This is a genomic window from Novosphingobium sp. Sphag1I, assembly GCF_056279125.1.
This window is the reverse complement of the sequence record NZ_JBWBQS010000005.1, coordinates 124,493-145,137: the sequence shown is the minus strand read 5'-3', so window position 1 is coordinate 145,137 and position 20,645 is coordinate 124,493. Positions and strand designations below refer to the sequence as shown.

Sequence of the window (20,645 nt, the reverse complement as noted above, 5' to 3'; positions counted from 1 at the left end):
GCGCAGCGGGAAGGTGGATGTTGCTTTGTCATGTTATATCATCCTATTTCAATTTCGCTATGCGGGTCAAGTCTTATGCAAACCTCGTTGCTGCCTGATGGGATGCTGTGGTGGAAAAAACTCCCCTTCCTCAACGCAACAGCGCCGGAAAATATGGCGCATCATGACAAGTGTCACGTTGAGGAAAAGGGATGATGGGCCTCAGCGGGCGTTGAAGGTCAAGCTGCCCTCGGCCTTTTGCGCATTTTTGTCGGTGGCGAACCATCGCGCGGCATAGGTGCCTTCCGGCAAGGGGCGGCCCAGCGTTGCGATCAGCGATTTCGCATCAGGCGATACAGAGACCTTAACGCCATTCATCTTCATGGGATCGTGGTGATCCATGCCGGGCATTCCGGTCATCCAAATCTGAATGCCCGATGCAGCCGGGTTGATGGCGTCCTGAAAATGGATGGTAATCTGGGTCACCTTGGCGGCATCGGCCTTTTCGGCGGGCGATGTGGAATCGACGATGGGTGCGGCCGACGCCGTGCCGGACACGGCCAGGGCGGCGAGGAGGGCAAACGGGGCAACAAGAGGGGCGAGGAAACGCATGGGCAAATTCTCCACTTGGGGATAGTCATGTCGGATACGCAGCATTTCGCCGCCCCCCTCGCAAATAAATGCGAGGGGCGTTTCGCGCGCCTGCGTATATGGGGTGCTGCGGGAATTTGAGTGAGGCAAAGACGATGACCCAAATCGATGATCTGTTGGCCCGATTGGGATCGGCGGCGCCCGATCCGCGTTTGGACATGATCGAGGACGCGGTGTTGCAAGGCGCCGAACGTGCGCGCCAACCGGCCCTCTCCATGCCGATGCTGGCGTGCATTGCGGCATTGGCGATTGTGTCGGGGGCGTGGATGGGGGGAGGTTCTGCGCCGCGCGCGCCCGCTGATCCCTTGGGGCAGGGACTGGCCTTGGCGCCTTCGACCTTGCTGGACCGCGCGTTGTGAACCGCAAGTGGTCGATGCTGCTGGCCTTGGCACTGGGCTTTGTCGGGGCGCTGGGCGGGGCTTTGGCGGGACGAATGGTGCCGGTGAATGGCGCGCAGGATGAAACCGCGCTGCACCGTTTGCTGCATGATGAATTATCGTTGGACAAGGCGCAGCAGGCCCAGATCGATGCGTTGAATTCCGGTTTCGCGGTGCAGAAGGCCGGTCTTGTCGCGCAGCAACGCGCCGCCAACGCTGAACTGGCGGCGGCCTTGCGCGATGAACATAGCTATGGCCCGCGGGTGGCGGCGGCGGTGGATCGCTCGCACCATGCGATGGGCGCTCTGCAAAAAGCCACGCTCGAACATGTGTTCGCCATGCGCAGCGTGTTGCGCCCCGATCAGGCCGCGCGCTTTGATCAGGGCATAGCCCGCATGTTGACCAGCACGGAGGCGGACCAGCCCCGCTGATGTCCGCGCTGGATGCCTTGAGCGATGGCGATCTGGCCGCGCTGGCGCTGGGCGGTCGACAGGCGGCCTACAGCGCTTTGCTGCGCCGCCACCGCGACGTCGTCTTTCGCATTGCGCGTGCGTCCTGTGGCGATGACGATGCTGCCCTCGACATCACGCAACAGAGCTTTATCAGCGCCTTTGCCGCCTTGGGGCGATATGATCGGGCGCGGCCCTTTGCCCATTGGATTGCGCGTATTGCGCTCAACAAATGTCGCGACCGGGCGCGACGGATGAAATTGCGCGCCATCTTTTCCTTTGCCTTGCCCGATGATCAGGCGCCAAACCTGCCCGATCCGTCCGTGGCCGCGGACGATGCGTTGTCCCATCGTCAGGAATTGTCCCGCACGATGGCCGCCATTGCGCGCCTGCCCGCCGCGCAGCGCGACGTTCTGGTCCTGCGCGGGGTTGAGGGGATGGCCGAGGCCGATGTTGCCGCGCTGTTGGGCATCACCGGCAAGGCCGTGGAGACGCGGCTTTACCGTGCGCGCAGAGCCTTGTCCGAGATGCTGGCCATCAATTAGGTCGTTACCCTCGAATGGCTTTTGATCGCGCCGCCAGCTGGCCGCTTATGGTTCCTTGCGTCTTGGGCATTTTGCCGCGTGAAGGAGGGCCTCAAGAGCTTTGCAGACCAGCGCCAATTCCCAACAAGCCTTTCGGATCTGATATATAGAAAACTTGACATTGCGTTCAATTTTTTGTTGTTCACGCCCTGAGAGAGGCGATTGTTCCGGAGTCGGCATAGTGACCGCCGACTATGGCGCGTCGTAAATCAAAATCAGAACATTCCGACGGGCCATACACGCCCTTCACTTTCCTTCCGGCTGAGGAGCCCGATGGTTATGCAATGTGCTGATGCTCGCATGTCGACGCTTTGCGGCCACAGAGGCGGCCGATGACGTCTCGTCGCATTCTTGTCGCATTGGCCCTGCTCGCGCTGGCGGCGGGTGGCTATGGGGCGTGGCATTATTTTGTGCGCCGCCCCGCGCTGCCGGAATGGGTCTTGCGCAGCAATGGCCGGATTGAAATGACCCGGACCGATATTGCGGTGAAATATCCGGGGCGGCTGGTCTCTGTGACGGTTCATGAAGGCGATTTCGTTCATGCGGGCCAGATCCTGGCCGAACAGGACGAAGGCGATGTTCTGGCCCAGCTTGATGCGGCCAGAGCTTCGCGCGAAAGGGCGTTGGGCGGCCTTGCCCGCGCGCGGGGCGAGCAGGCCGCGCATCGCAGTCAGGCCGAACTCGCCCGGCTCAACTGGTCGGAAACCGCGGGCCTTCGCGCACGCGACATGGTGTCCGATGTGGAGTTGAAGCAGCGCAATCTGGCGCTGGCGGGCGAGACAGGCGGGTTTGAGGCGGCAAGCGGCGCCATAGGCGAAGCACGCGGCGCAATTGCGCAGGCCGATGCCCAGATCCGGCTGGTTTCGGCTATCCGTGCCGATCTGCATATCCGCGCGCCGGGGCCGGGCCGGGTGGAATATCGCATTGCGGAACCGGGCGCGATGATGGCACCGGGCGGCAAACTGTTGTCGATCATCAATCCAGAAGATGTCTATTTGACCATCTTCGTGCCCTCGGCCGCTGCGTCGCGCATCCGGATCGGTGACGAGGCGCGCGTCCTGCCGCAGGGCTTCACCCACGCCTTGCCCGCCCGCGTGGGCTTTGTCTCGCCCGAGGCGCAGTTCACGCCCAAATATGTCGAAACTGCCAATGAGCGCGACAATCTCTCCTATCGGGTAAAGCTGCAGATACCCGTCGAGGTGGCACGGCGGTATGCGGGCGTGCTGAAGGCGGGGATGACCGCCGATGGCTTTGTCCGCACCGATCCGGGCAAAGAATGGCCGGAACTGGGGCCAGAGCAGGGAACGGCCAGACCGTGACCGGGGCGCAGGAACCGGGCGCCATGGCCATCGTCCTTGATGATGTTTCCCATCACTATGGCCCGGTTCAATCGCTCCACAACGTCAGCCTGCAATTGCCGCGTGGCGGGGCGGTGGCCTTTGTAGGGCCGGATGGGGTGGGAAAATCCACGTTGCTGGGCCTGATTTCCGGGGTAAAGCGTGTTCAGCAGGGCAAGGTCGGCGTCCTTGGCTTCGATCTTGCGCAGCGGGGCGACCGCTCCGCTTTCCTCTCGCGCGTGGCCTATATGCCGCAGGGGCTGGGGCGTAATCTCTACCCCACGCTGTCCGTGGCCGAGAATATCGACTTTTTCGGCCGTCTGTTCGGTCTGGACGCGGCCGAGCGGCGCGCGCATATGCAACGGCTGCTTGAGGCAACGGGTCTGGCCCCCTTTCCCGACCGGCCCGCGGGCAAGCTTTCGGGCGGGATGAAGCAGAAGCTGGGTCTGTGCTGCGCGCTGGTCCATGACCCGGACCTGTTGATTTTGGACGAGCCGACAACCGGCGTTGATCCCCTGTCGCGGCGACAGTTCTGGGAACTGGTCGATGCGATGCGGGCGGAGCGGCCCGAACTGACCGTGCTGGTCTCGACCGCCTATATGGAGGAAGCCGAGCGCTTCGATCATCTGGTGGCGATGGATGATGGGCGCATCATCGCGCAGGGGCCAACGCGCGACATCCTGGCGCAAACCGGGGCCGCCTCGCTGGAGCAGGCCTATATCAGCCTGCTGCCCGAGGCGAAGCGGCCTGCGGGTGAACTGATGAATGTCGCGCCATGGCACGACCGGGGCGAGGGGCCCGCCATAGAAGCGCAGCATCTGGTACGCCGCTTCGGCGATTTCGTGGCGGTTGATGATGTCAGCTTTCGGATCGGCCGGGGCGAGATCTTTGGCTTTCTGGGCTCAAATGGCTGCGGCAAGACGACTACGATGAAGATGCTGACCGGCCTGCTCGATGCCAGCAGCGGGACCGCAACCCTGTTCGGTCGGCCGATCACCGCCGGAGACATGCAGACGCGGATGCGTGTCGGCTATATGTCGCAGGCTTTCTCGCTTTATGAAGAATTGACCGTTGAGCAGAATCTGACCCTGCACGCCCGCCTTTATCGCGTGCCGCAGGCCGAGGCGGCGGCGCTGGTGGACGAGGTCATGGCGCAATATGCGCTGCTCGATCATGCCCGCGCTTTGCCTGCCGCGCTGCCGCTGGGGATACGCCAGCGGTTGCAACTGGCGGCGGCCTGTCTGCACAAGCCCGAAATCCTGATCCTCGATGAGCCGACATCGGGCGTCGATCCGGCGGCGCGCGACATGTTCTGGGGCCATTTGCTGCGCCTCTCGCGCGAGGACCGCGTGACTATTTTCGTCTCGACCCATTTCATGAACGAGGCCGAGCGGTGCGACCGGATCTCGCTGATGGATCGCGGGCGGGTGCTGGCGGTGGGAACACCGGCCGAACTGACGCGCCAATACCATGCCGATCGGTTGGAAGACGCATTCATCGCGGTGCTGGAGAACAATTCGGCCGAAGGGGCATCGGTCGCGCGCCCGGAACCGGTGGAGCGCACGCCGGATGATGCCGACAACAGGCAGGGCGGCCTGGCCGGCTGGCTGGGTTTTGCCTGGGCCTTTGCCCGGCGTGAGGCGACCGAGCTGATGCGCGACCGCATCCGCATGGGCTTTGCGCTGGCGGGGCCGATCATCCTCTTGTGCATTTGCGCATTCAGCATTTCCTTTGACGTGCAGAACATCCGCATGGCGGTGTTCGACCACGATCAGACCGCGACCAGCCGCGACCTGATCCGCCGCTTTGAAGGATCACGCTATTTCGTGGAAACCCGCCCCATCGGCAGCGAGGAGGACGCTCATGCCCGCCTGCGCGAAGGGGATGTCCAGATGGTGCTGGACATTCCGCCCGGCTTTGGCCGCGATCTGGCTGCGGGGCGTAAACCGGATCTGGGGGTTTTCATTGACGGGGCCAGCCCCTTTCTGGCCGCGAATATTCAGGGCTATGCCGATGCGATCATCCTGTCCTATTCGCTCGACAGGTTGGGGGCCGGCGCCACCGCAGTCACGCTGCCCGCCTCGATAGAGCCGCGCTTCATCTACAATCAGGATTTTCGCAGCATCTATGCGATCACGCCGGGCGTGCTGATGCTGACGATGATCCTGATCCCCGCGATGCTGACCGCGCTTGGCATTGTGCGCGAAAAGGAGATCGGCTCGATCATCAACCTCTATGCCTCGCCCGCCGGGGCCGGGGCGTTCCTGATCGGCAAACAGGCCCCCTATGTCGCTCTGGCCATGGTCAGCTATGCCAGCCTTGTGGCCCTGATCGTGTCCGTTCTGGGCGTGCCGCTCAAAGGGTCGCTGCTGGCGCTGACGGTGGGGGCGCTGCTGTTCGTGCTGGCCTCCACCGGGCTTGGCATGATGATCTCGACCCTTGTTCGCACACAAGTCGCCGCGATTTTCGCCACGGCGCTGATCTGCCTTATCCCCTCGGTGAATTTTTCGGGCCTGCTCTATCCGGTCTCGACGCTGCTCGACGGCAGCTATTGGATCGGTGTCATCTTTCCCTCCTCATGGTTTCAGATCATCAGTCTGGGCACCTTCACCAAGGGGCTTGGTCCGGCCAGCTTCGGCACGGCCTATCTGGCGCTGGCGCTCTTTGCCCTCATCGTCATCATGGCCTCGCGGCTGATGCTTGGAAAGCAGGAGGTATGAAGCGCTGGCTGATCAATGTCTGGTTGCTCGGCGTCAAGGAACTGCGCAGCGTTCTCAAGGATGTCACGTTGATGGCGTTGATCATCTTTGCCTTTACCGTTGCCATTCAACTCGTCGCCACCGGGCTCAAGGCCGAAGTATCGAATGCTTCGGTGGCCATTGTTGATGATGACCACAGCGAATTGTCGCGCCGCCTGCGCGATGCGGTGCAGCCGCCCTATTTCAAGCCGCCGGTGGATATCGCGCGCGCGGATGTTTCCGCCGCGATGGACGCAGGCCGTTATATTTTCGTGATCGAGATCCCGCCGCGATTTCAGGCCGATGTTCTGAGCGGACGCGGCCCCGCGGTTCAGATTCTGGTCGATGCCACGGCCATGACGCAGGCGGGGCTGGGGGCTGTCGATTTCCAGCGGATCTTTGCCGCCGAGACGCTTGATTTCCTCCATGCGCGCGGGTTGCTGGCGGCTCTGCCCGTGTCGGTGACCAGTCAGATCTTCTTCAACCCCAATTCGCAATCGGCCTGGTACAGTTCGGTGATGCAGATCGTGACCAATGTGACGGTGCTCTCGATCATCCTTGTCGGCGCGGCGGTGATCCGCGAGCGCGAGCATGGGACGATCGAGCATCTGCTGGTCATGCCCGTCCGCGCCAGTGAAATCGCCTTTTCGAAAATTCTGGCCAATGGACTGGTCATCTTTCTGGCCTCGATCGCGTCGTTGTGGTTTGTGGTGCATGGATTGCTGGCGGTGCCGCTGGCGGGTTCGCTGGCGCTCTTTGCGGGCGCGATGGTGCTCTATCTCTTTTCGGTGACATCGCTGGGCATGTGGATGGCGACGCTGGCGCCCTCCATGCCGCAATTCGGCCTGTTTGCCGTGCCGGTCTATGCCATCGCCTATCTGCTGTCCGGGGCCGCCACCCCGCTAGAGAGCATGCCGCCCGCCGTCCAGATCGTGGCAAGGCTGCTGCCCACGACCCAGTTTGTCAGCCTTTCACAGGCGGTGCTCTATCGCGGCGCGCAAATGGTCACCGTATGGCCCCAACTGGCCATGATCTGCGGCTGGGGCGTGCTGTTCGTGGCCCTTGCGGTGCAACGCTTCCGTTCGATGCTGGAGCGTCAGGGATGAAGGCAAATATCATGCATAATGGCCCATACAGAACCCTGCGCGCACTGTTGGCGGCGGGGGAGGCGCTTGGTCTGGCCGCTTGCGCATCGCCGCCCCGGATGGCCACGCCGCAGGCGATGGTTTCCGCGCCCGCGCGCCTTGCCGCGCCCGATGCCGGTCTGCCATCGGCGGGCGCGCCGGATCGTTGGTGGACCCTTTGGGGCGATCCCGGACTGGACGCGCTGGTCGAAAAGGCGTTGGCCGCTAATGCCGATATTCGCGTGGCGCAGGCCCATGTCCGCGCGGCAAGGGCGCTTGTCTCCGTATCGGAGGCCGCGCTTTATCCATCCATTGCGGCCAATGGTGCGGCATGGGGAACGGTGGCCGATACGGGGGCCGATGGTGCTCTGGGCTCGCTTCTCGCGCCTGTGTCCGAGGGCGCGACCGGAGGTGGCTATCTTGTCGGCCTTGGCGCGCAATGGGAGCCGGACGTGTTCGGGGGCCGCCACGCCGATTCCGAAGCGGCCAAGGCCCTTGCCGACAGCGCGCAATGGCTGGCGCAAGGCGTTGCGCTGACGGTGATCGGCGATGTGGTGGAAAATTATCAGCAATGGCAGGGGCTGCGCCGCCGCGTTGCCATCCTTAATCAAAGCATCACATCGGCGCGGGCATTGGCCGATTATCTCTCCGCCCGGCAAGGGTTGGGGCAGGCCAAGGCGCTGGACGTGACCAAGGCGCAGGCGACCTTGGCCTCGCTGGAGGCGGACCGGGCGCCGCTCCTGTCGCTGATCGACGCGCGGCGCAGGCGGCTGGCCGTGCTGGCCGGAAATTTGCCCGAAGCGATGCCCGCGCAGGCGGTCAGCGCGGATCTGACCGTGCCGCCGCCGCCCGCCGGTCAGTTTCTCTCGGCCATATTGGAACGCCGCCCCGACGTGCGCGCCCGAATGATGATCGTTGCCGCGCGGGCCGCCCGGTTGAAAAGTCTGAAGGCGGATCTGATGCCGCGTTTCGGGATCAGCTTTATGGGACAGGATGGCCATATCGCCTTGTCCGGCCTGCCCGGTTTTGGCGGTCCGATCGGGTTGGTGGGCGTAAAGGCCAGTGTTCCGGTCTTCACCGGCGGTCTGCTGCGCGGACGGATCGCGGCGGGCCATGGCGAACTGGAGGCGGCGCTGGCGGGGCAGGACCGTACCATCCTGCTGGCGCTTGAGGAGGTAGAGACTGCCTATGCCATGCGCACAGGGTTGGATGCCCGTTTGCGCGGCCTTGAGCAGGCCCGTGACCTGTCCGCCCGCCGCGTCGATCAGGCGCAGGCCTTTTATCGTGCAGGGCGCATGACTTTGGGCGATGTGCTGCAGGCGCGGCTTGATGCCTTGGCCGATGCCGACAAGGTTGAGCAGGCCAAGCTGGCGCAGGGCACCGCCACGGTTCAGCTTTATCGCGCGATTGCGGGCGGTTGGGGCGCAAACGCATCATCCCCCGGCCCGATCGTGCCAGAAGGAGTTCACCCATGAACGACCAGCCGACCGCCTCAGATACCGCCGATCCGCTCGAAGGGATGGCACGGACCCTTGATCGCGCCTCTTTCGCCGCGATTGCCGGTGTCACGGGCGGCCTCTCGCCCTTTACCGTGGCACAGGCGCTGTCGGATTGGGCCCTGCATCTGGCGGTATCGCCGGGGCGGCGGCTGGAACTGCTGGCCAAGGCTTGGCGCAAAGGTCTGCGTCTGGCCGATTATGTCGCCCATGGCGCCGATGGCGAACACCCCGCGATTGAGCCGCTGCCACAGGATCGGCGCTTTGACGATCCGGCATGGAAAGCGGCGCCCTTTAATCTGATCGCGCAATCCTTTCTGATGACGCAGCAATGGTGGCATGCGGCCACCACCGGCATTTCCGGCGTCAGCGCCCGCCATGAAGCGGTGACATCCTTCACCACGCGCCAAATCCTCGACATGTTCGCGCCCAGCAATTTCATCCTTACGAACCCTGTGCTGCAAAAGCGGATCGTCGATACGGGCGGGATGTGTCTGGTCGAGGGCGCAAGGCTGCTGATGGCCGATGTCGAGGCGCTAGCCCGCGGCAAGACGCAGGCGGGCGAGCAGCCCCTGAAGATCGGGCGCGACATCGCGGCAGCCAAAGGCAAGGTGATCTATCGCAACCGCCTGATGGAGCTGATCCAGTACGAGCCGACCACCGCGACGGTCCGGCCCGAGCCGGTGTTGATCGTTCCGGCATGGATCATGAAATATTACATTCTCGATCTTTCGCCCCGCAATTCCCTGATCGGCTGGCTGGTGGGGCAGGGCTATACGGTTTTCGCGATTTCGTGGCACAATCCGGATGGTGCGGATCGCGATCTGACCATGGAGGATTATCGCCTGCTGGGGCCGATGGCCGCGCTGGACGCCATTGGCGCGATTACCGGCGCGCCGAAAATCCATGCTTTGGGCTATTGCCTGGGCGGCACGTTGATGACCATTGCGGCGGCGGCCATGGCGCGCGATGGCGACGAGCGGCTGGCCAGCCTGACCCTGCTGGCCGCGCAGACCGAGTTCAGCGAGCCGGGCGAATTGGGCCTCTTTATCGATGAGGCGCAGTTGAACCTGCTCGACAGCATGATGTGGGAGCGCGGCTATCTCGACAGCGGCCAGATGGGCGGCGCGTTCCAGATGCTGCGTTCCAACGATCTGGTGTGGTCGCGCATCCTGAACGAATATCTGATGGGCGAACGGCCCGCAGCCAGCGACCTGATGGTGTGGAATGCGGATGGCACGCGGATGCCCTTTGCGATGCACAGCGAATATTTGCGCAAACTGTTTCTCCGGAACGATCTGGCCGAGGGGCGCTTTGTAACGGGCGGTCAGCCGATCAGCCTGTCCGCGTTGAAAGCCCCGATGTTCGTGGTGGGCACGCAGACCGACCATGTCGCGCCGTGGCGCTCGGTGCATAAGATCCATATGTTGACCGATGCGGAAATATGTTTCGCATTGACCAATGGTGGCCATAATGCGGGCATCGTTTCCGAGCCGGGGCATAAACACCGCCATTACCAAATGCTTGTGCGCCCGGCCTGCGCCCCGGCCCTTGCGCCCGATGTGTGGCAGGCGCAGGCCCCGGACCATCCCGGTTCGTGGTGGGAGGCATGGGGCCAATGGCTTGATGCAAGGTCCGGCGCCGCCGTTGCCCCACCGCCGATGGGCGCGCCGGACAAGGGTTATGCCCCCATCGCCGATGCGCCGGGCCTCTATATTCTGGAGAAGTGATGATGACGACTCCCGCCATGATCGAGAACCGCACCTTTGACGAGATCGCGATTGGCGATACCGCCAGCCTGTCGCGCACATTGACCCAGCGCGACATTCAGCTTTTCGCGCTGGTGTCGGGAGACGTCAATCCGGCCCATCTCGACCCGGAATTCGCCAAGGGCGACATGTTTCACCACGTCATCGCGCATGGCATGTGGGGGGGCGGGCTGATTTCCGCTGTGCTGGGCACCGAATTGCCGGGGCCGGGCACGATCTATCTGGAACAAAGCCTGCGCTTTTTGCGGCCTGTGGCGGTTGGCGATACGATCACCGCGCGTCTGACCGTTTCCGCCAAGGCCGAGCAGCACCATATCGTCACGCTAGATTGTCTGTGCACCAATCAGGCGGGTGAGGAGGTCATCAGCGGCGTGGCAAGTGTCAAGGCACCCACCCAAAAGGTGCGCCGCGCGCGGGCCAGCCTGCCCGATGTCAGCCTGTCGAACCATGATGCCTATCGCCGCTTGATGGCGGCGGCCAAGGACGCCCATCCGGTGGCCACCGCGATTGCCCATCCGTGCAGCGTGGCGGCGATTGTTGCGGTGGCCGAGGCGGTGGAGGCTGGATTGATCGTCCCCATTCTGGTCGGCCCGGCGGCCCGCATTCGCGCCACAGCGCAGGAGGCGGGGGTGGACATTGCCTCCTACCGCATTGTTGATGCGCCCCACAGCCATGCGGCCGCAGCGGCGGCGGTGGAAATGGTGCGAACCGGAGAGGCCGGGCTGCTGATGAAGGGGTCACTCCATACCGATGAATTGATGGCCGCCGTGGTCGCGCGCGAAACAGGGCTGCGCACGGAAAGGCGGATCAGCCATGTCTATCTGATGGATGTGCCGGGCCATCCCCGGCCCCTGTTGATTACCGATGCGGCGGTCAATATCGCGCCGACGTTGGCCGAGAAAGCCGATATCATCCGCAACGCGATCGACCTTGCCCATGTGATCGGCATAGAACAGCCCAAGGTGGCCATTCTTTCCGCCGTGGAAATGGTGAACCCGGCGATTGCCTCGACGATTGATGCGGCGGCGCTGTGCAAGATGGCGGATCGGGGCGAATTTGCCGGTGCGCTGCTCGATGGCCCATTGGCCTTTGACAATGCCATCAACGAGGGCGCGGCCAAGGAAAAGGGCATTGTCTCGCCCGTTGCTGGCAAGGCGGAAATCCTTGTGGTCCCCAATCTGGAGGCGGGCAATATGCTGGCCAAGCAATTGACCTTTCTGGGCGGGGCGGATGCGGCGGGCATCGTGCTGGGCGCGCGGGTGCCGATCATCCTGACCAGCCGGGCGGACAGTCTGACCACCCGCCTTGCCTCTTGCGCGGTGGCCGTGCTGCTGGCCCATGCCGGGACGAAGGCGGCACCCGGCCTGTTCCGGCCCACCTTATGAGCCGCGCTCTCATCAGCCTCAACTCCGGCTCGTCGAGCATCAAGTTCGGCCTTTACACGCTGGAGCATGACGGGCCGCGCCATGCCGCGGGCGGCAAGCTGGAAGGGATCGGCAGCGATCCGCGTATCCTTGTCCGCAAGGATGACGGCGAGGTGCTGCTCGAAAAATCATGGCCGGGCGGGGCGGGTCTGACCCATGAGGATCTGCTGGGCGAACTCTATGGCTGGGCGCAGGATCATCTGGGCGAGCATGAGATCGTCGCGGTGGGACACAGGGTGGTGCATGGCGGCGGGGTATTCCATGCGCCGCAAAGGATCGATGCGGCCCTTGTCGACAGGCTGGAGGTATTCTCGCCGCTCGCGCCGCTGCATCAGCCCCACAATCTGGCCGCCGTTCGCGAGATCGATCGCATGGCGCCCCATCTGCTTCAGGTCGCCTGTTTCGATACCGCGTTTCATCATGCCATGCCTGCGGTGGCGACGCGACTGGCGCTGCCGCGCCGGTTCGCGGAAAAAGGGGTTCGGCGGTATGGTTTTCATGGCCTGTCCTATGAATATATCGCCCGGCGTCTGGGTGAAATCGATCCCGAATTGGCCAAGGGGCGGGTGATCGTCGCCCATCTGGGCAATGGGGCCAGCCTTTGCGCGATGCGCGGCGGGGCCAGCATCGACACGACCATGGGGTTTACCGCGCTCGACGGGTTGATGATGGGCACGCGCAGCGGCGCTCTGGATCCGGGCGCGGTGCTGCATCTGATGCTTCAGGAAGGGATGAGCGTGCAGCAGGTCGAAGCCTTGCTCTATGGTCAGTCGGGCCTGCTGGGCGTGTCGGGCGTATCGGGCGATATGCGGGTGCTCCACGCCAGCGAGGACCCGCATGCGAAGGAGGCGATAGAGCTGTTCGTCTGGACCGTCGCGCGCCATATGGCCGCTCTGATCGGCTCACTCGAAGGGGTGGACGGTATTATCTTTACCGCCGGAATTGGCGAGAATGATGCCGCCATTCGCGCCGCCATCTGCGCGCGCATGGCATGGGCGGGCCTCATTCTGGACGAGGCGGCCAATGCGGCGCATGCCCCCGTCATCACCCGGCCCGACAGCCGCATCGCGGTGCGGGTCATCCCCACCGATGAAGAACGCATGATTGCATTCCACACTTTCAACATGCTGCACGATCAGCAGGGAGCAAGGGCATGAAACCATTGGTGGATCTTTCGGGCAAGCGCGGCCTGGTGGTGGGCATCGCCAATGAGCACAGTATCGCGGCGGGATGCGCGGCGGCCTTTGCGCAATGCGGGGCCACGCTGGCCGCGACCTATCTGAATGACAAGGCCAAGCCATTTGTCGAGCCGGTGGCCAAGCGGCTGGGCATGGACTGGCTGGCGCCCTGTGATGTGCGCGAAACGGGGCAGCTTGAAGCGTTGTTTGATGAGGTCAAAGCGCGTTGGGGAAAGCTGGATTTTCTGCTCCATTCCATCGCCTTTGCGCCCAGAGAGGATTTGCAGGGCAGGGTTGTCGATTGCTCTGCGGAGGGCTTTGCGCTGGCCATGGACGTGTCGTGCCACAGCTTTCTGCGCATGGCGCGCTTGGCCGAACCGCTGATGCAGGACGGGGGCTGTTTGATGTGCGTGACCTTCTACGGCTCGGACCGGGTGGTGGCGCATTACAACATGATGGGGCCGGTCAAGGCCGCGCTGGAGAGCGCGACCCGTTATATTGCAGCCGAACTCGGCCCGAAAGGCATCCGCGCCCACGCCATTTCGCCCGGCCCGATCGCCACGCGCGCGGCCAGCGGTATCGACCGTTTCGACGAATTGCTGGAGCGCGCCGCAGCCGTAGCTCCGGCCGGAACGTTGGTTTCGATCAAGGATGTCGGCGCTCTGGCCGCTTTTTTTGCGAGCGATGCTGCGCGGCATATTACCGGCACCATCGTTCCTGTTGACGCCGGACAGCAATTGATGGCCTAAGCGCGGCTCAAAAATTCCCCCGAGCCCAAGAGTGCCAGATGCCGAACCAGAGAAAGGCGCCCTACAGCCTGTCCGAGAAGCGCGAGATGACCCGCGCGCAGAATATGGAAAAGATCGAGGCCGCAGCGTGGAAGGTCTTTTCGACGCTTGGCCTTGATGGCGCCACGGTGCGCGACATTGTGACCGAGAGCGAGGTTTCGGCGGGAAGTTTCTACAATTATTACCGCACCAAGGAGGCGGTGTTCGACAAGCTGGTCGCCCAGTTGATGGAGCGTATCCGGCTTGAAATCGCGGCGGCCAAAGCGGGCGCGCAGGATATCGAGACGATGCTGCGCCAGGGCTATGGCGCCTTTATGAACATGCTGCTTTCGGTGCCGGGCGGCGCGGAATTCTTTGAAAGAAACCAGCATCATATAAGGTCAAGATTGTTCGGCTCGGCACAGATCAGAGCCTTGCTGGCCGATATTGAAATTGACGTTGCGCAGTTAGGCGTTCTCGACAGACTTGCCGAAAACGAGCGCAAACTCCTTGTCTCGATCATGTTCGCCACCGGAACAGAAGCCATATTCGGCGCCTTGAAAACCCGAAATGCCGACATTGCGGGGCTGGCCCGCTTTCTGGCCAGGCTGTTGACCCGCGGGATTGAAGGGTGTGAAACGGATTGAAATAAATTCACAGAAATAGAATGTTGAAATTGGAGAATGATCTTTCTTTCGATCAACTCATTATCGACATTGGGGTGATCTCGTCATCCCGGTTCGGATAACCGGCTGTGAAATCGTTCTTGTAATGCTTCAACAATGGATGCGTGGTGAGTGATTGATCACGCATTGTTTCCGGACAATACAATGCATTTCTCGAAATTCTATCGTCTTATATGATTTACTTTCTCGCTTTACCTTGCGGCCCGATCACGATTTGGGTTCACGATGCTCGGCCACACGCATTGCGATCTTGCGCAAGGCGTCGTTGAAGAAATCTCGACCCGATTGGTCGACGTCCTGCAAAATTGCCTCGAAATAATCGCCGCGCATTTTTCGGGCGCGGTCAAAGATCACCTGGCCCTCGGGCAGAACGGAAATGATCTGCCGCTTGCGATTGCTTTCGTTGCTGTTGCGATCAATCAGGCCCGCATCGATCAACCGTTTCACCGCGCGGCTCACTTCGGCCCGATCGGAGTCGAAGGCCCCGCCAATATCGGCGGCGCTGGCCGGACCCACAGAGCAAATGAAGGCCAGCACCCTCCATTCGGCAAGGGTCAGCCCAAAATTTTCCTGCAATTGCTGCGCCGTTGCGCGGTCGATCATCCGCGCCAGCAAGAGCAGTCGGTGCGGCAAGTGGGAGCCGCCAAACAGATCCCATGTCCGTGGCAAAGTCATCCCACTATCGCTGCCAAAGCGAGCGGACAAATGCAACGGGAATCATGTTGACTAATCAACACTGGGCGATCATGAAAAGGGCATGACCCAAAACCATCCATTTTTGCCGCGGCTGGAACATGCCTTCACCATTTCGATCGACCTCTCGCGTCCCTATTGGATCACGCCTCCGGCCCGCGGGGATACAAGGGCGGCGATTTTCGCGGCACAGGGTGTGATCGAGGGGCCTCGTCTGCAAGGCCGGGTGGTGCCCATGTCGGGCGGCGACTATCCGCTTTCGCGCCCCAACGGGGTGATTGATTTTGACGCGCGCTATTTGCTGGAAGCCGAGGATGGTGCGATCATCTATCTGGAAAATCGCGGCTTTCGCTGGGCGCGCAGCCCGGAAATTGCGGAAAAGATGCGCCGCAACGAACCCGTCGGTTTTGACGATTACTATATGCGCGTGACCCCGCGTTTCGACGCGCCCGCCGGGCCGCATGAATGGCTCAGCCAGCATGTTTTTGTAGGCGTTGCGGAAAAAGTGCCCAATGCCAACCGCATCCATTACTTCGTGGTGATGTGAATGACGGGCGGGGGATTGGCACCGTCCTATCCGGTTCTGATGCGCCCTGGCGTCGATCCGCACAGCGCGACGCACAAACCGCCCCTGCCGCCCACCAGTTTTGCCCGCTGGACCGAGCGCGGGCTGACCATCGAGCGCAACCATCGCATCCGCCTGCGCGATGGGGTGGAGATCTTTGCCGACATCTATCGGCCCGAGGGCGCACAGCAAGGCGTGCCGATCCTGTTGGCATGGGGGCCTTATGGCAAACATGCGCTGACCAATCGCGTGTTCTGGCCGCGATCCGGGGTGGAGCCGGAATGGCTGTCCGATCTCACCGCATTCGAGGCGCCCGATCCCCTTTTTTGGGCCGGGCATGGCGTTGGCGTGGCGGTGGTCGATCCGCGCGGAGCTTGGCTGTCGGGCGGCGATTTTCATCACAATGGTGCGCAGGAGGCGCTGGATTGCGCCGATACCATCGAGTGGCTGGCCGGGCTGCCGTGGTGCAACGGGCGGGTGGGGATGACGGGCGTGTCCTATCTGGCCGCGATCCAGTATCTGGTGGCGCCGCTCCATCCGCCCGCGCTGGCCGCGATCAATCCGTGGGAGGGCTTTTCCGACTGGTACCGCGAATTTGCCTATCATGGCGGCATTCCCGAAACCGGCTTTTTGCCGCGCGCCTCGGACAACATCCGCTTCTCTCTGGGGCGGACCGAGGACACGCTGGAAAATGTCCGCGCCCATCCGCTGATGGACGACTACTGGCTGTCGAAATCCTATGATCTGGCCGCGATTACTCAGCCTGCCTATGTTGTGGCCAGCTGGTCGGATCAGGGGCTTCATCTGCGTGGCACAATCGAGGCTTGGCGCCAGATGAGCAGCCCGCAAAAATGGCTGGATATCCATGGCCAGAAGAAATGGGCGCATTACTATTGCCCCGAAAGCCGCGCCCGGCAGGCCGCCTTTTTCCAGCATTTCCTGTTCGATCGCCCGACGGCTTTGGCCGCTTGGCCCCCGGTGCGGATCGAGATCCGCGACCGGCATGGTGTGCAGCAGGAACGGGCAGAGCAGGAATGGCCGCCCGCGCGCACGGCCTATCGAGAACTCTTTCTTGATCCGGCGCGGGGCACCTTGTGCGATGCCGCGCCTCCGCCCTCCAGCCTGCGGCAGGGCGCCATCCACGGCGAGGCCCATTTCACGGTTCGTTTTGACCGGCCCACCGAAATCACCGGCCATGCCGCCCTGCGCCTCTGGGTGGAGGCCGAGGGCAGCGATGATGCGGACCTGTTCATCGCCCTGCAAAAACTCGATGCCGACGGGCAGGAGGTGGGCTTCACCTTTTACGCCTTTTATGAAACCGGCCCCATTGCGCTGGGCTGGCAAAGGGCCAGCCATCGCGAATTGGACGAGGCGCTTTCCACGCCGGAACGCCCGGTGCACAGCCACCGCCGCGAGGAAAGGCTGAAACCGGGCGAGATCGCGCGGGTTGACGTCGAACTATGGCCTTTCTCGGTCCGCTTTGCGGCGGGCGAGAGCCTGCGGCTGGTGATTGCGGGGCGCGACATCTATCGGCCAGAGTCGGGCGCTATGCTGCCTTTCCCCCAGCATCAGGATACGCGCAATGCGGGCCATCATGTCTTTCACGGCGGCGGGGCGATGGCCTCGCGCCTGATCCTGCCCTTCATTCCCGCATCGGAGAATCCATGACATTGCAGCCCACCCCCTCGGCCACCCTTGCCGATTGCCGCCTTGAGCATGTGTTTGACATCGAGGTGCTGTTTGGCGCGGACCGGACCTTGTTCGGCCCGCTGCCCGGCGGCGGGCATCAGGGTTATACGCCCGCCATCGGCGGCACGATCACCGGGCCGCGCCTGACGGGCAGCGTGGTGCCCCATTCGGGCGCCGATTATGCCACAGTGCGTGAGGATGGCACCATCGAACTGCGCGCCCATTATCTGCTGCGCGCCGATGATGGCACGATGATTTATATCCAGAATCTGGGCTACCTGGTCCGCCCCCGCGCCGGCCAGGATCAGCCGTCCTATTTCAAGCTGACGCCCTATTTCCGGGTGCCGGTCGGGCCGCATGACTGGCTTGGCCGCACCGTGATCGTGGGCGGGGGAGAGCGGCGGTCCGACCCGGACCGCACGCTCTTTCGCTATTACGCTCTGGCCTGAGCGATCCGGCGCAACCCCGGCGTGGCGGCCAGAAAACACAGGGCCGCCACAAAGAACACCAGCACCGCCAGCGACAGCGCGCTTTGCAAACCCTGCGCCGAGGCCTGACGACAGGCGGCGGCGATCGCTTCGCCGGCGCCATGGGCGGGCATGCCTGCGGGGCAATCAACGCTATATTGGCCCGCATAGGCGGCGCGCGCCGCCCGGTCCGAGGCAAAGCCGACAAAGACCGGCCCGAGACCCGACCCGATCAGCGTATAGAGCAGGGTGTAGAGCGCCACCCCGCTGGCGCGCATACGGGTGGGCAAGAGGTTCTGGATCATGCCCGTGGTCGGCCCGTAAAACAGCAGGAGGAACGCGCCCGCCGCCAGCAGCAGCGCAAAGGCCGCGCCCAGCGACGTGGCATGAAAGGCCAGCCAATAGATCGGCGGCGCCAGCGTCAGCCCAAAGGCCGCGCCCCATGCAGGCCAGCGCGCATCGCGCCGCGCCAGCCAGTCGGTGCCGAAACTGCCCACGATCAGACCGAAGGTGATGGCAAGGCCCGAAATCAGGCCGAAATTGGCCGCCGCCTCGCGCACGCCCAGATGATGGGTACGCGCCAGAAACACCGCCAGAAATTGCGAGATCGAGGTCATGCCAAATCCGGCCAGACTGCCCCCCGCGATCACGCAGAGCAGGGTGGGGTTGCCCGCCACCTCGCGCAGGAATTCGCCCACCGGCGGGGCCTTGCCGCCCTTTGTGCCGGTGTCATAACGCCCCCGTTCGGGTTCCGGCGCCAGCAGCAAAAGCAGGCCCGCCACCACAAATCCGGGCACCGCAAAGAGCAGAAAGGCCGTCCGCCAATGCCAGAGCGAGGCAATATGTCCGGCCAGCATCGCGCCCAGCAGCGTGCCGATGGGCGTGCCCAGCATCACCAGTGCAAAGGTTGAGGCGCGCTTTTCACGCGGGGCGATGTCGGCCACCATCGATGCGGTGGGGGGCACAAAGCCGGCTTCACCCATGCCCACGCCAAGGCGGCTGGCGGCCAGCGCGGCAAAGCTGCCCGCCATGCCGGTGGCGGCGGTGGCCAGCGACCAGATGATGGTGCAGGAGGCGATGATCCGTTTACGCGAAAAACGCTCGGCCAGCAGCCCGATCGGCAATCCGGCCAGAGCATAGAGCGCGGCAAAGACCAGCCCTTGCAACAGACCCAATTGCAGATCGGTGAGGAGAAGATCGGCCTTGATCGTTTGTGCCAGCGCGGAAAACACCGCCCGGTCGGCAAAATTGAGCGTGCAGGTGAGCAGCAGCAGCACCAGCAAAGTCCGGCGGCGCGGAGCCGTAGGCGCGTTCATGCCGCTTCTCCAACGGCGCTGTGGCTGCGCGAGAGGGTGACGGCCTCGATCCGGTGAAACAGGCCATTTTGTATTTGATAGAGCGCCATGCTTTCAATGGCATAGGTGTCGCCCGCCTGCATGGTCCGGCCCGACAGTTCGACGCCGTCGCGCCTTGCGGTGAAAACCGAGGCCAGAGCCGCGGCAATGGCGCCGTCCCCGGCCAGAACGGCGCGCAGCCGCATCACCCGGTGGAAATCTTCGCGTGCCTGACGATAAAACGCCTTGATCGCCTCTGCGCCGCGAAAAAGCAGGCCCGTGCCAATGCGCAATTCCACATCGGGCGCGTAAAATCGGGCATAGGCATCTTCATCGCCCCGGTTGAAGGCGGCTATATAGTTCTCCATGATGGCATGTGGCTGCATGGCGATCTGCTCTCCCATTGTATTCTTGTCGAACCATCTTTGACTGTTTAAGTTGATAGATCAACATAATTCTCGGAGGCATGATGCGTGAGGTCCCATCCGGCGCGGCAGACAGGCTGGCATATCTGCTCAAACTGGTGGCTCATGGCCCGGATCGCTTCAGCCTTGGCGATCTGGCCGCGCGCGCAAGGCTTCCGGCCAGCACGGTCCATCGTCTGTTACAGGTGATGGTGCGGGCGGGATTGGTCGAACGTGGGGCGCATCAGACCTATCGTCCGGGGCGCGAATTCTATGCCATGGCGTCGCAACTGGTGGCGCGATTCGATGTCATCCGCTCGGCACGACCTTTGCTGGAAGGACTGGTCGAGCGCTGGCATGAGACGGCGGTGCTGTGCACCTATAACCCCACCGACCGTCGCGCGACCATTGCCGATGTCGTCATGACCCCGCATCCTTTGCGCTTTGCGGTGGAAAGGGGAGGCGAGATCCTATTGCCTTGGGGCTCGCTGGGACGGGCGATTCTCGCCTTTCTTTCCGGCGGAGAGATGGAGGCGATTATTCGAGAAACGCGTTTCGGCCCTCTGACCGGCCGGCCGCGTGACCCGCGCAGCGAATTGGAAAAGGATCTGCGCGAGGTGCGTGAAGCGGGCGTGTCGCGCTTTTATGATCCCGACATCGAGATCGCGGGCATTTCCGCCCCGGTGTTCGGCGCCGAAGGGTTGGTTTTGGGCTGTATCGGTGTGACCATGCCATCCAAACGCTATTTGCTTCACGCCGAGGATGATCTGGTGCTGGCCGTGCATGAGGCGGGGCAAAATCTGAGTGCGCAGGCGTCCATGGGGCAGGGGAGTGTGAGTTGAAAATTCCAAAATACGGAATAGTGGTTCTGTAAGATGGAAGATGCTTGAAAGTTGATTGCTCAACATTATCGTCTCTTCCCGTAACCCGGCGC

General features: G+C 63.0%; 20 protein-coding genes. 16 read left to right on the top strand and 4 right to left on the bottom strand.

Annotated elements, in window-relative coordinates:
• Positions 1-201 precede the first annotated feature (201 nt).
• Positions 202-636, bottom strand: coding sequence for a copper resistance CopC family protein (locus tag ACZ9HU_RS07410; RefSeq protein WP_476103974.1), 435 nt, complete (start codon positions 634-636; stop codon positions 202-204).
• 89 nt (positions 637-725) lie between these two features.
• On the opposite strand from ACZ9HU_RS07410, the gene ACZ9HU_RS07405 reads away from it, so the two are divergent.
• The 12 genes from ACZ9HU_RS07405 (at position 726) to ACZ9HU_RS07350 (ending at position 14,520) form a co-directional block, all read left to right on the top strand.
• Entirely contained in the window at positions 726-989 is a 264-nt protein-coding gene (locus ACZ9HU_RS07405) for a hypothetical protein (RefSeq protein WP_476103972.1), read from the top strand.
• Entirely contained in the window at positions 986-1,438 is a 453-nt protein-coding gene (locus ACZ9HU_RS07400; RefSeq protein ID WP_476103970.1) for a periplasmic heavy metal sensor, read from the top strand. The genes ACZ9HU_RS07405 and ACZ9HU_RS07400 overlap by 4 nt, the downstream gene beginning before the upstream one ends.
• The gene (locus tag ACZ9HU_RS07395) at positions 1,438-2,001 is read left to right on the top strand and encodes an RNA polymerase sigma factor (RefSeq protein WP_476103967.1); all 564 of its coding nucleotides are present in this window, start codon (positions 1,438-1,440) and stop codon (positions 1,999-2,001) included. The genes ACZ9HU_RS07400 and ACZ9HU_RS07395 overlap by 1 nt, the downstream gene beginning before the upstream one ends.
• 371 nt (positions 2,002-2,372) lie before the next feature.
• Entirely contained in the window at positions 2,373-3,359 is a 987-nt protein-coding gene (locus ACZ9HU_RS07390) for an HlyD family secretion protein (RefSeq protein ID WP_476103965.1), read from the top strand.
• Positions 3,360-3,382: 23 nt separating this feature from the next.
• Positions 3,383-6,097, top strand: a complete 2,715-nt coding sequence (gene rbbA / locus ACZ9HU_RS07385; RefSeq protein ID WP_476104193.1) for a ribosome-associated ATPase/putative transporter RbbA — start codon at positions 3,383-3,385, stop codon at positions 6,095-6,097.
• Positions 6,094-7,221, top strand: coding sequence for an ABC transporter permease (locus ACZ9HU_RS07380; RefSeq protein ID WP_476103963.1), 1,128 nt, complete (start codon positions 6,094-6,096; stop codon positions 7,219-7,221). Before rbbA ends, ACZ9HU_RS07380 begins: the two co-directional genes overlap by 4 nt.
• Positions 7,218-8,714, top strand: coding sequence for a TolC family protein (locus ACZ9HU_RS07375; RefSeq protein WP_476103961.1), 1,497 nt, complete (start codon positions 7,218-7,220; stop codon positions 8,712-8,714). The genes ACZ9HU_RS07380 and ACZ9HU_RS07375 overlap by 4 nt, the downstream gene beginning before the upstream one ends.
• On the top strand, positions 8,711-10,465 hold the full coding sequence (locus ACZ9HU_RS07370; RefSeq protein WP_476103959.1) for a PHA/PHB synthase family protein: 1,755 nt from the start codon (positions 8,711-8,713) through the stop codon (positions 10,463-10,465). Before ACZ9HU_RS07375 ends, ACZ9HU_RS07370 begins: the two co-directional genes overlap by 4 nt.
• A 2-nt stretch (positions 10,466-10,467) precedes the next feature.
• Entirely contained in the window at positions 10,468-11,889 is a 1,422-nt protein-coding gene (locus tag ACZ9HU_RS07365; RefSeq protein WP_476104192.1) for a bifunctional enoyl-CoA hydratase/phosphate acetyltransferase, read from the top strand.
• A complete protein-coding gene (locus ACZ9HU_RS07360) occupies positions 11,886-13,085 on the top strand; it encodes an acetate/propionate family kinase (RefSeq protein ID WP_476103958.1) in 1,200 nt (399 codons plus the stop codon). The genes ACZ9HU_RS07365 and ACZ9HU_RS07360 overlap by 4 nt, the downstream gene beginning before the upstream one ends.
• Positions 13,082-13,855, top strand: coding sequence for an enoyl-ACP reductase FabI (fabI, locus tag ACZ9HU_RS07355; RefSeq protein WP_476103957.1), 774 nt, complete (start codon positions 13,082-13,084; stop codon positions 13,853-13,855). The genes ACZ9HU_RS07360 and fabI overlap by 4 nt, the downstream gene beginning before the upstream one ends.
• A gap of 38 nt (positions 13,856-13,893) precedes the next feature.
• A complete protein-coding gene (locus tag ACZ9HU_RS07350) occupies positions 13,894-14,520 on the top strand; it encodes a TetR/AcrR family transcriptional regulator (RefSeq protein WP_476103956.1) in 627 nt (208 codons plus the stop codon).
• Positions 14,521-14,766: 246 nt separating this feature from the next.
• On the opposite strand, the gene ACZ9HU_RS07345 is transcribed toward ACZ9HU_RS07350, so the two are convergent.
• Positions 14,767-15,234, bottom strand: coding sequence for a MarR family winged helix-turn-helix transcriptional regulator (locus ACZ9HU_RS07345; protein ID WP_476103954.1), 468 nt, complete (start codon positions 15,232-15,234; stop codon positions 14,767-14,769).
• An 82-nt stretch (positions 15,235-15,316) separates the two neighbouring features.
• On the opposite strand from ACZ9HU_RS07345, the gene ACZ9HU_RS07340 reads away from it, so the two are divergent.
• Genes ACZ9HU_RS07340 through ACZ9HU_RS07330 form a run of 3 tightly spaced genes read left to right on the top strand, consistent with a single transcriptional unit; the run spans position 15,317 to position 17,955 of the window.
• Positions 15,317-15,799 carry a DUF3237 family protein gene (locus ACZ9HU_RS07340; protein ID WP_476103953.1) on the top strand — a complete coding sequence of 161 codons (483 nt, stop codon included), beginning with the start codon at positions 15,317-15,319 and terminating at the stop codon, positions 15,797-15,799.
• The gene (locus ACZ9HU_RS07335; protein WP_476103951.1) at positions 15,800-17,485 is read left to right on the top strand and encodes a CocE/NonD family hydrolase; all 1,686 of its coding nucleotides are present in this window, start codon (positions 15,800-15,802) and stop codon (positions 17,483-17,485) included. It abuts the gene before it with no gap.
• Complete coding sequence (locus ACZ9HU_RS07330) at positions 17,482-17,955, top strand: DUF3237 domain-containing protein (RefSeq protein ID WP_476103949.1); 474 nt, start codon at positions 17,482-17,484, stop codon at positions 17,953-17,955. Before ACZ9HU_RS07335 ends, ACZ9HU_RS07330 begins: the two co-directional genes overlap by 4 nt.
• Here ACZ9HU_RS07330 and ACZ9HU_RS07325 read toward each other — a convergent pair.
• Both ACZ9HU_RS07325 and ACZ9HU_RS07320 read right to left on the bottom strand, forming a co-directional pair.
• Positions 17,940-19,289 carry an MFS transporter gene (locus ACZ9HU_RS07325; protein WP_476103946.1) on the bottom strand — a complete coding sequence of 450 codons (1,350 nt, stop codon included), beginning with the start codon at positions 19,287-19,289 and terminating at the stop codon, positions 17,940-17,942. The two genes, ACZ9HU_RS07330 and ACZ9HU_RS07325, sit on opposite strands and share 16 nt — an antisense overlap.
• Positions 19,286-19,675, bottom strand: coding sequence for a YybH family protein (locus ACZ9HU_RS07320; RefSeq protein WP_476103944.1), 390 nt, complete (start codon positions 19,673-19,675; stop codon positions 19,286-19,288). Before ACZ9HU_RS07320 ends, ACZ9HU_RS07325 begins: the two co-directional genes overlap by 4 nt.
• Before the next feature lie 98 nt (positions 19,676-19,773).
• Here ACZ9HU_RS07320 and ACZ9HU_RS07315 point away from each other — a divergent pair, with 98 nt between their 5' ends.
• Positions 19,774-20,553 (top strand): IclR family transcriptional regulator, encoded by a 780-nt coding sequence (locus ACZ9HU_RS07315; protein ID WP_476103942.1) that lies wholly within the window; start codon positions 19,774-19,776, stop codon positions 20,551-20,553.
• Positions 20,554-20,645 lie beyond the last annotated feature (92 nt).

Bases quoted from the DNA above. Each gene is read 5' to 3' on its own strand.
- ACZ9HU_RS07320 (WP_476103944.1), bottom strand. From the start codon at position 19,675: ATGGAGAACTATATAGCCGCCTTCAACCGGGGCGATGAAGATGCCTAT.
- ACZ9HU_RS07360 (WP_476103958.1), top strand. From the start codon at position 11,886: ATGAGCCGCGCTCTCATCAGCCTCAACTCCGGCTCGTCGAGCATCAAG.
- ACZ9HU_RS07405 (WP_476103972.1), top strand. From the start codon at position 726: ATGACCCAAATCGATGATCTGTTGGCCCGATTGGGATCGGCGGCGCCC.
- ACZ9HU_RS07380 (WP_476103963.1), top strand. From the start codon at position 6,094: ATGAAGCGCTGGCTGATCAATGTCTGGTTGCTCGGCGTCAAGGAACTG.
- ACZ9HU_RS07340 (WP_476103953.1), top strand. From the start codon at position 15,317: ATGACCCAAAACCATCCATTTTTGCCGCGGCTGGAACATGCCTTCACC.
- ACZ9HU_RS07365 (WP_476104192.1), top strand. From the start codon at position 10,468: ATGACGACTCCCGCCATGATCGAGAACCGCACCTTTGACGAGATCGCG.
- ACZ9HU_RS07350 (WP_476103956.1), top strand. From the start codon at position 13,894: ATGCCGAACCAGAGAAAGGCGCCCTACAGCCTGTCCGAGAAGCGCGAG.
- ACZ9HU_RS07325 (WP_476103946.1), bottom strand. From the start codon at position 19,289: ATGAACGCGCCTACGGCTCCGCGCCGCCGGACTTTGCTGGTGCTGCTG.
- ACZ9HU_RS07335 (WP_476103951.1), top strand. From the start codon at position 15,800: ATGACGGGCGGGGGATTGGCACCGTCCTATCCGGTTCTGATGCGCCCT.
- ACZ9HU_RS07410 (WP_476103974.1), bottom strand. From the start codon at position 636: ATGCTGCGTATCCGACATGACTATCCCCAAGTGGAGAATTTGCCCATG.
- ACZ9HU_RS07370 (WP_476103959.1), top strand. From the start codon at position 8,711: ATGAACGACCAGCCGACCGCCTCAGATACCGCCGATCCGCTCGAAGGG.
- fabI (WP_476103957.1), top strand. From the start codon at position 13,082: ATGAAACCATTGGTGGATCTTTCGGGCAAGCGCGGCCTGGTGGTGGGC.
- rbbA (WP_476104193.1), top strand. From the start codon at position 3,383: ATGGCCATCGTCCTTGATGATGTTTCCCATCACTATGGCCCGGTTCAA.
- ACZ9HU_RS07330 (WP_476103949.1), top strand. From the start codon at position 17,482: ATGACATTGCAGCCCACCCCCTCGGCCACCCTTGCCGATTGCCGCCTT.
- ACZ9HU_RS07345 (WP_476103954.1), bottom strand. From the start codon at position 15,234: ATGACTTTGCCACGGACATGGGATCTGTTTGGCGGCTCCCACTTGCCG.
- ACZ9HU_RS07390 (WP_476103965.1), top strand. From the start codon at position 2,373: ATGACGTCTCGTCGCATTCTTGTCGCATTGGCCCTGCTCGCGCTGGCG.
- ACZ9HU_RS07375 (WP_476103961.1), top strand. From the start codon at position 7,218: ATGAAGGCAAATATCATGCATAATGGCCCATACAGAACCCTGCGCGCA.
- ACZ9HU_RS07315 (WP_476103942.1), top strand. From the start codon at position 19,774: ATGATGCGTGAGGTCCCATCCGGCGCGGCAGACAGGCTGGCATATCTG.
- ACZ9HU_RS07395 (WP_476103967.1), top strand. From the start codon at position 1,438: ATGTCCGCGCTGGATGCCTTGAGCGATGGCGATCTGGCCGCGCTGGCG.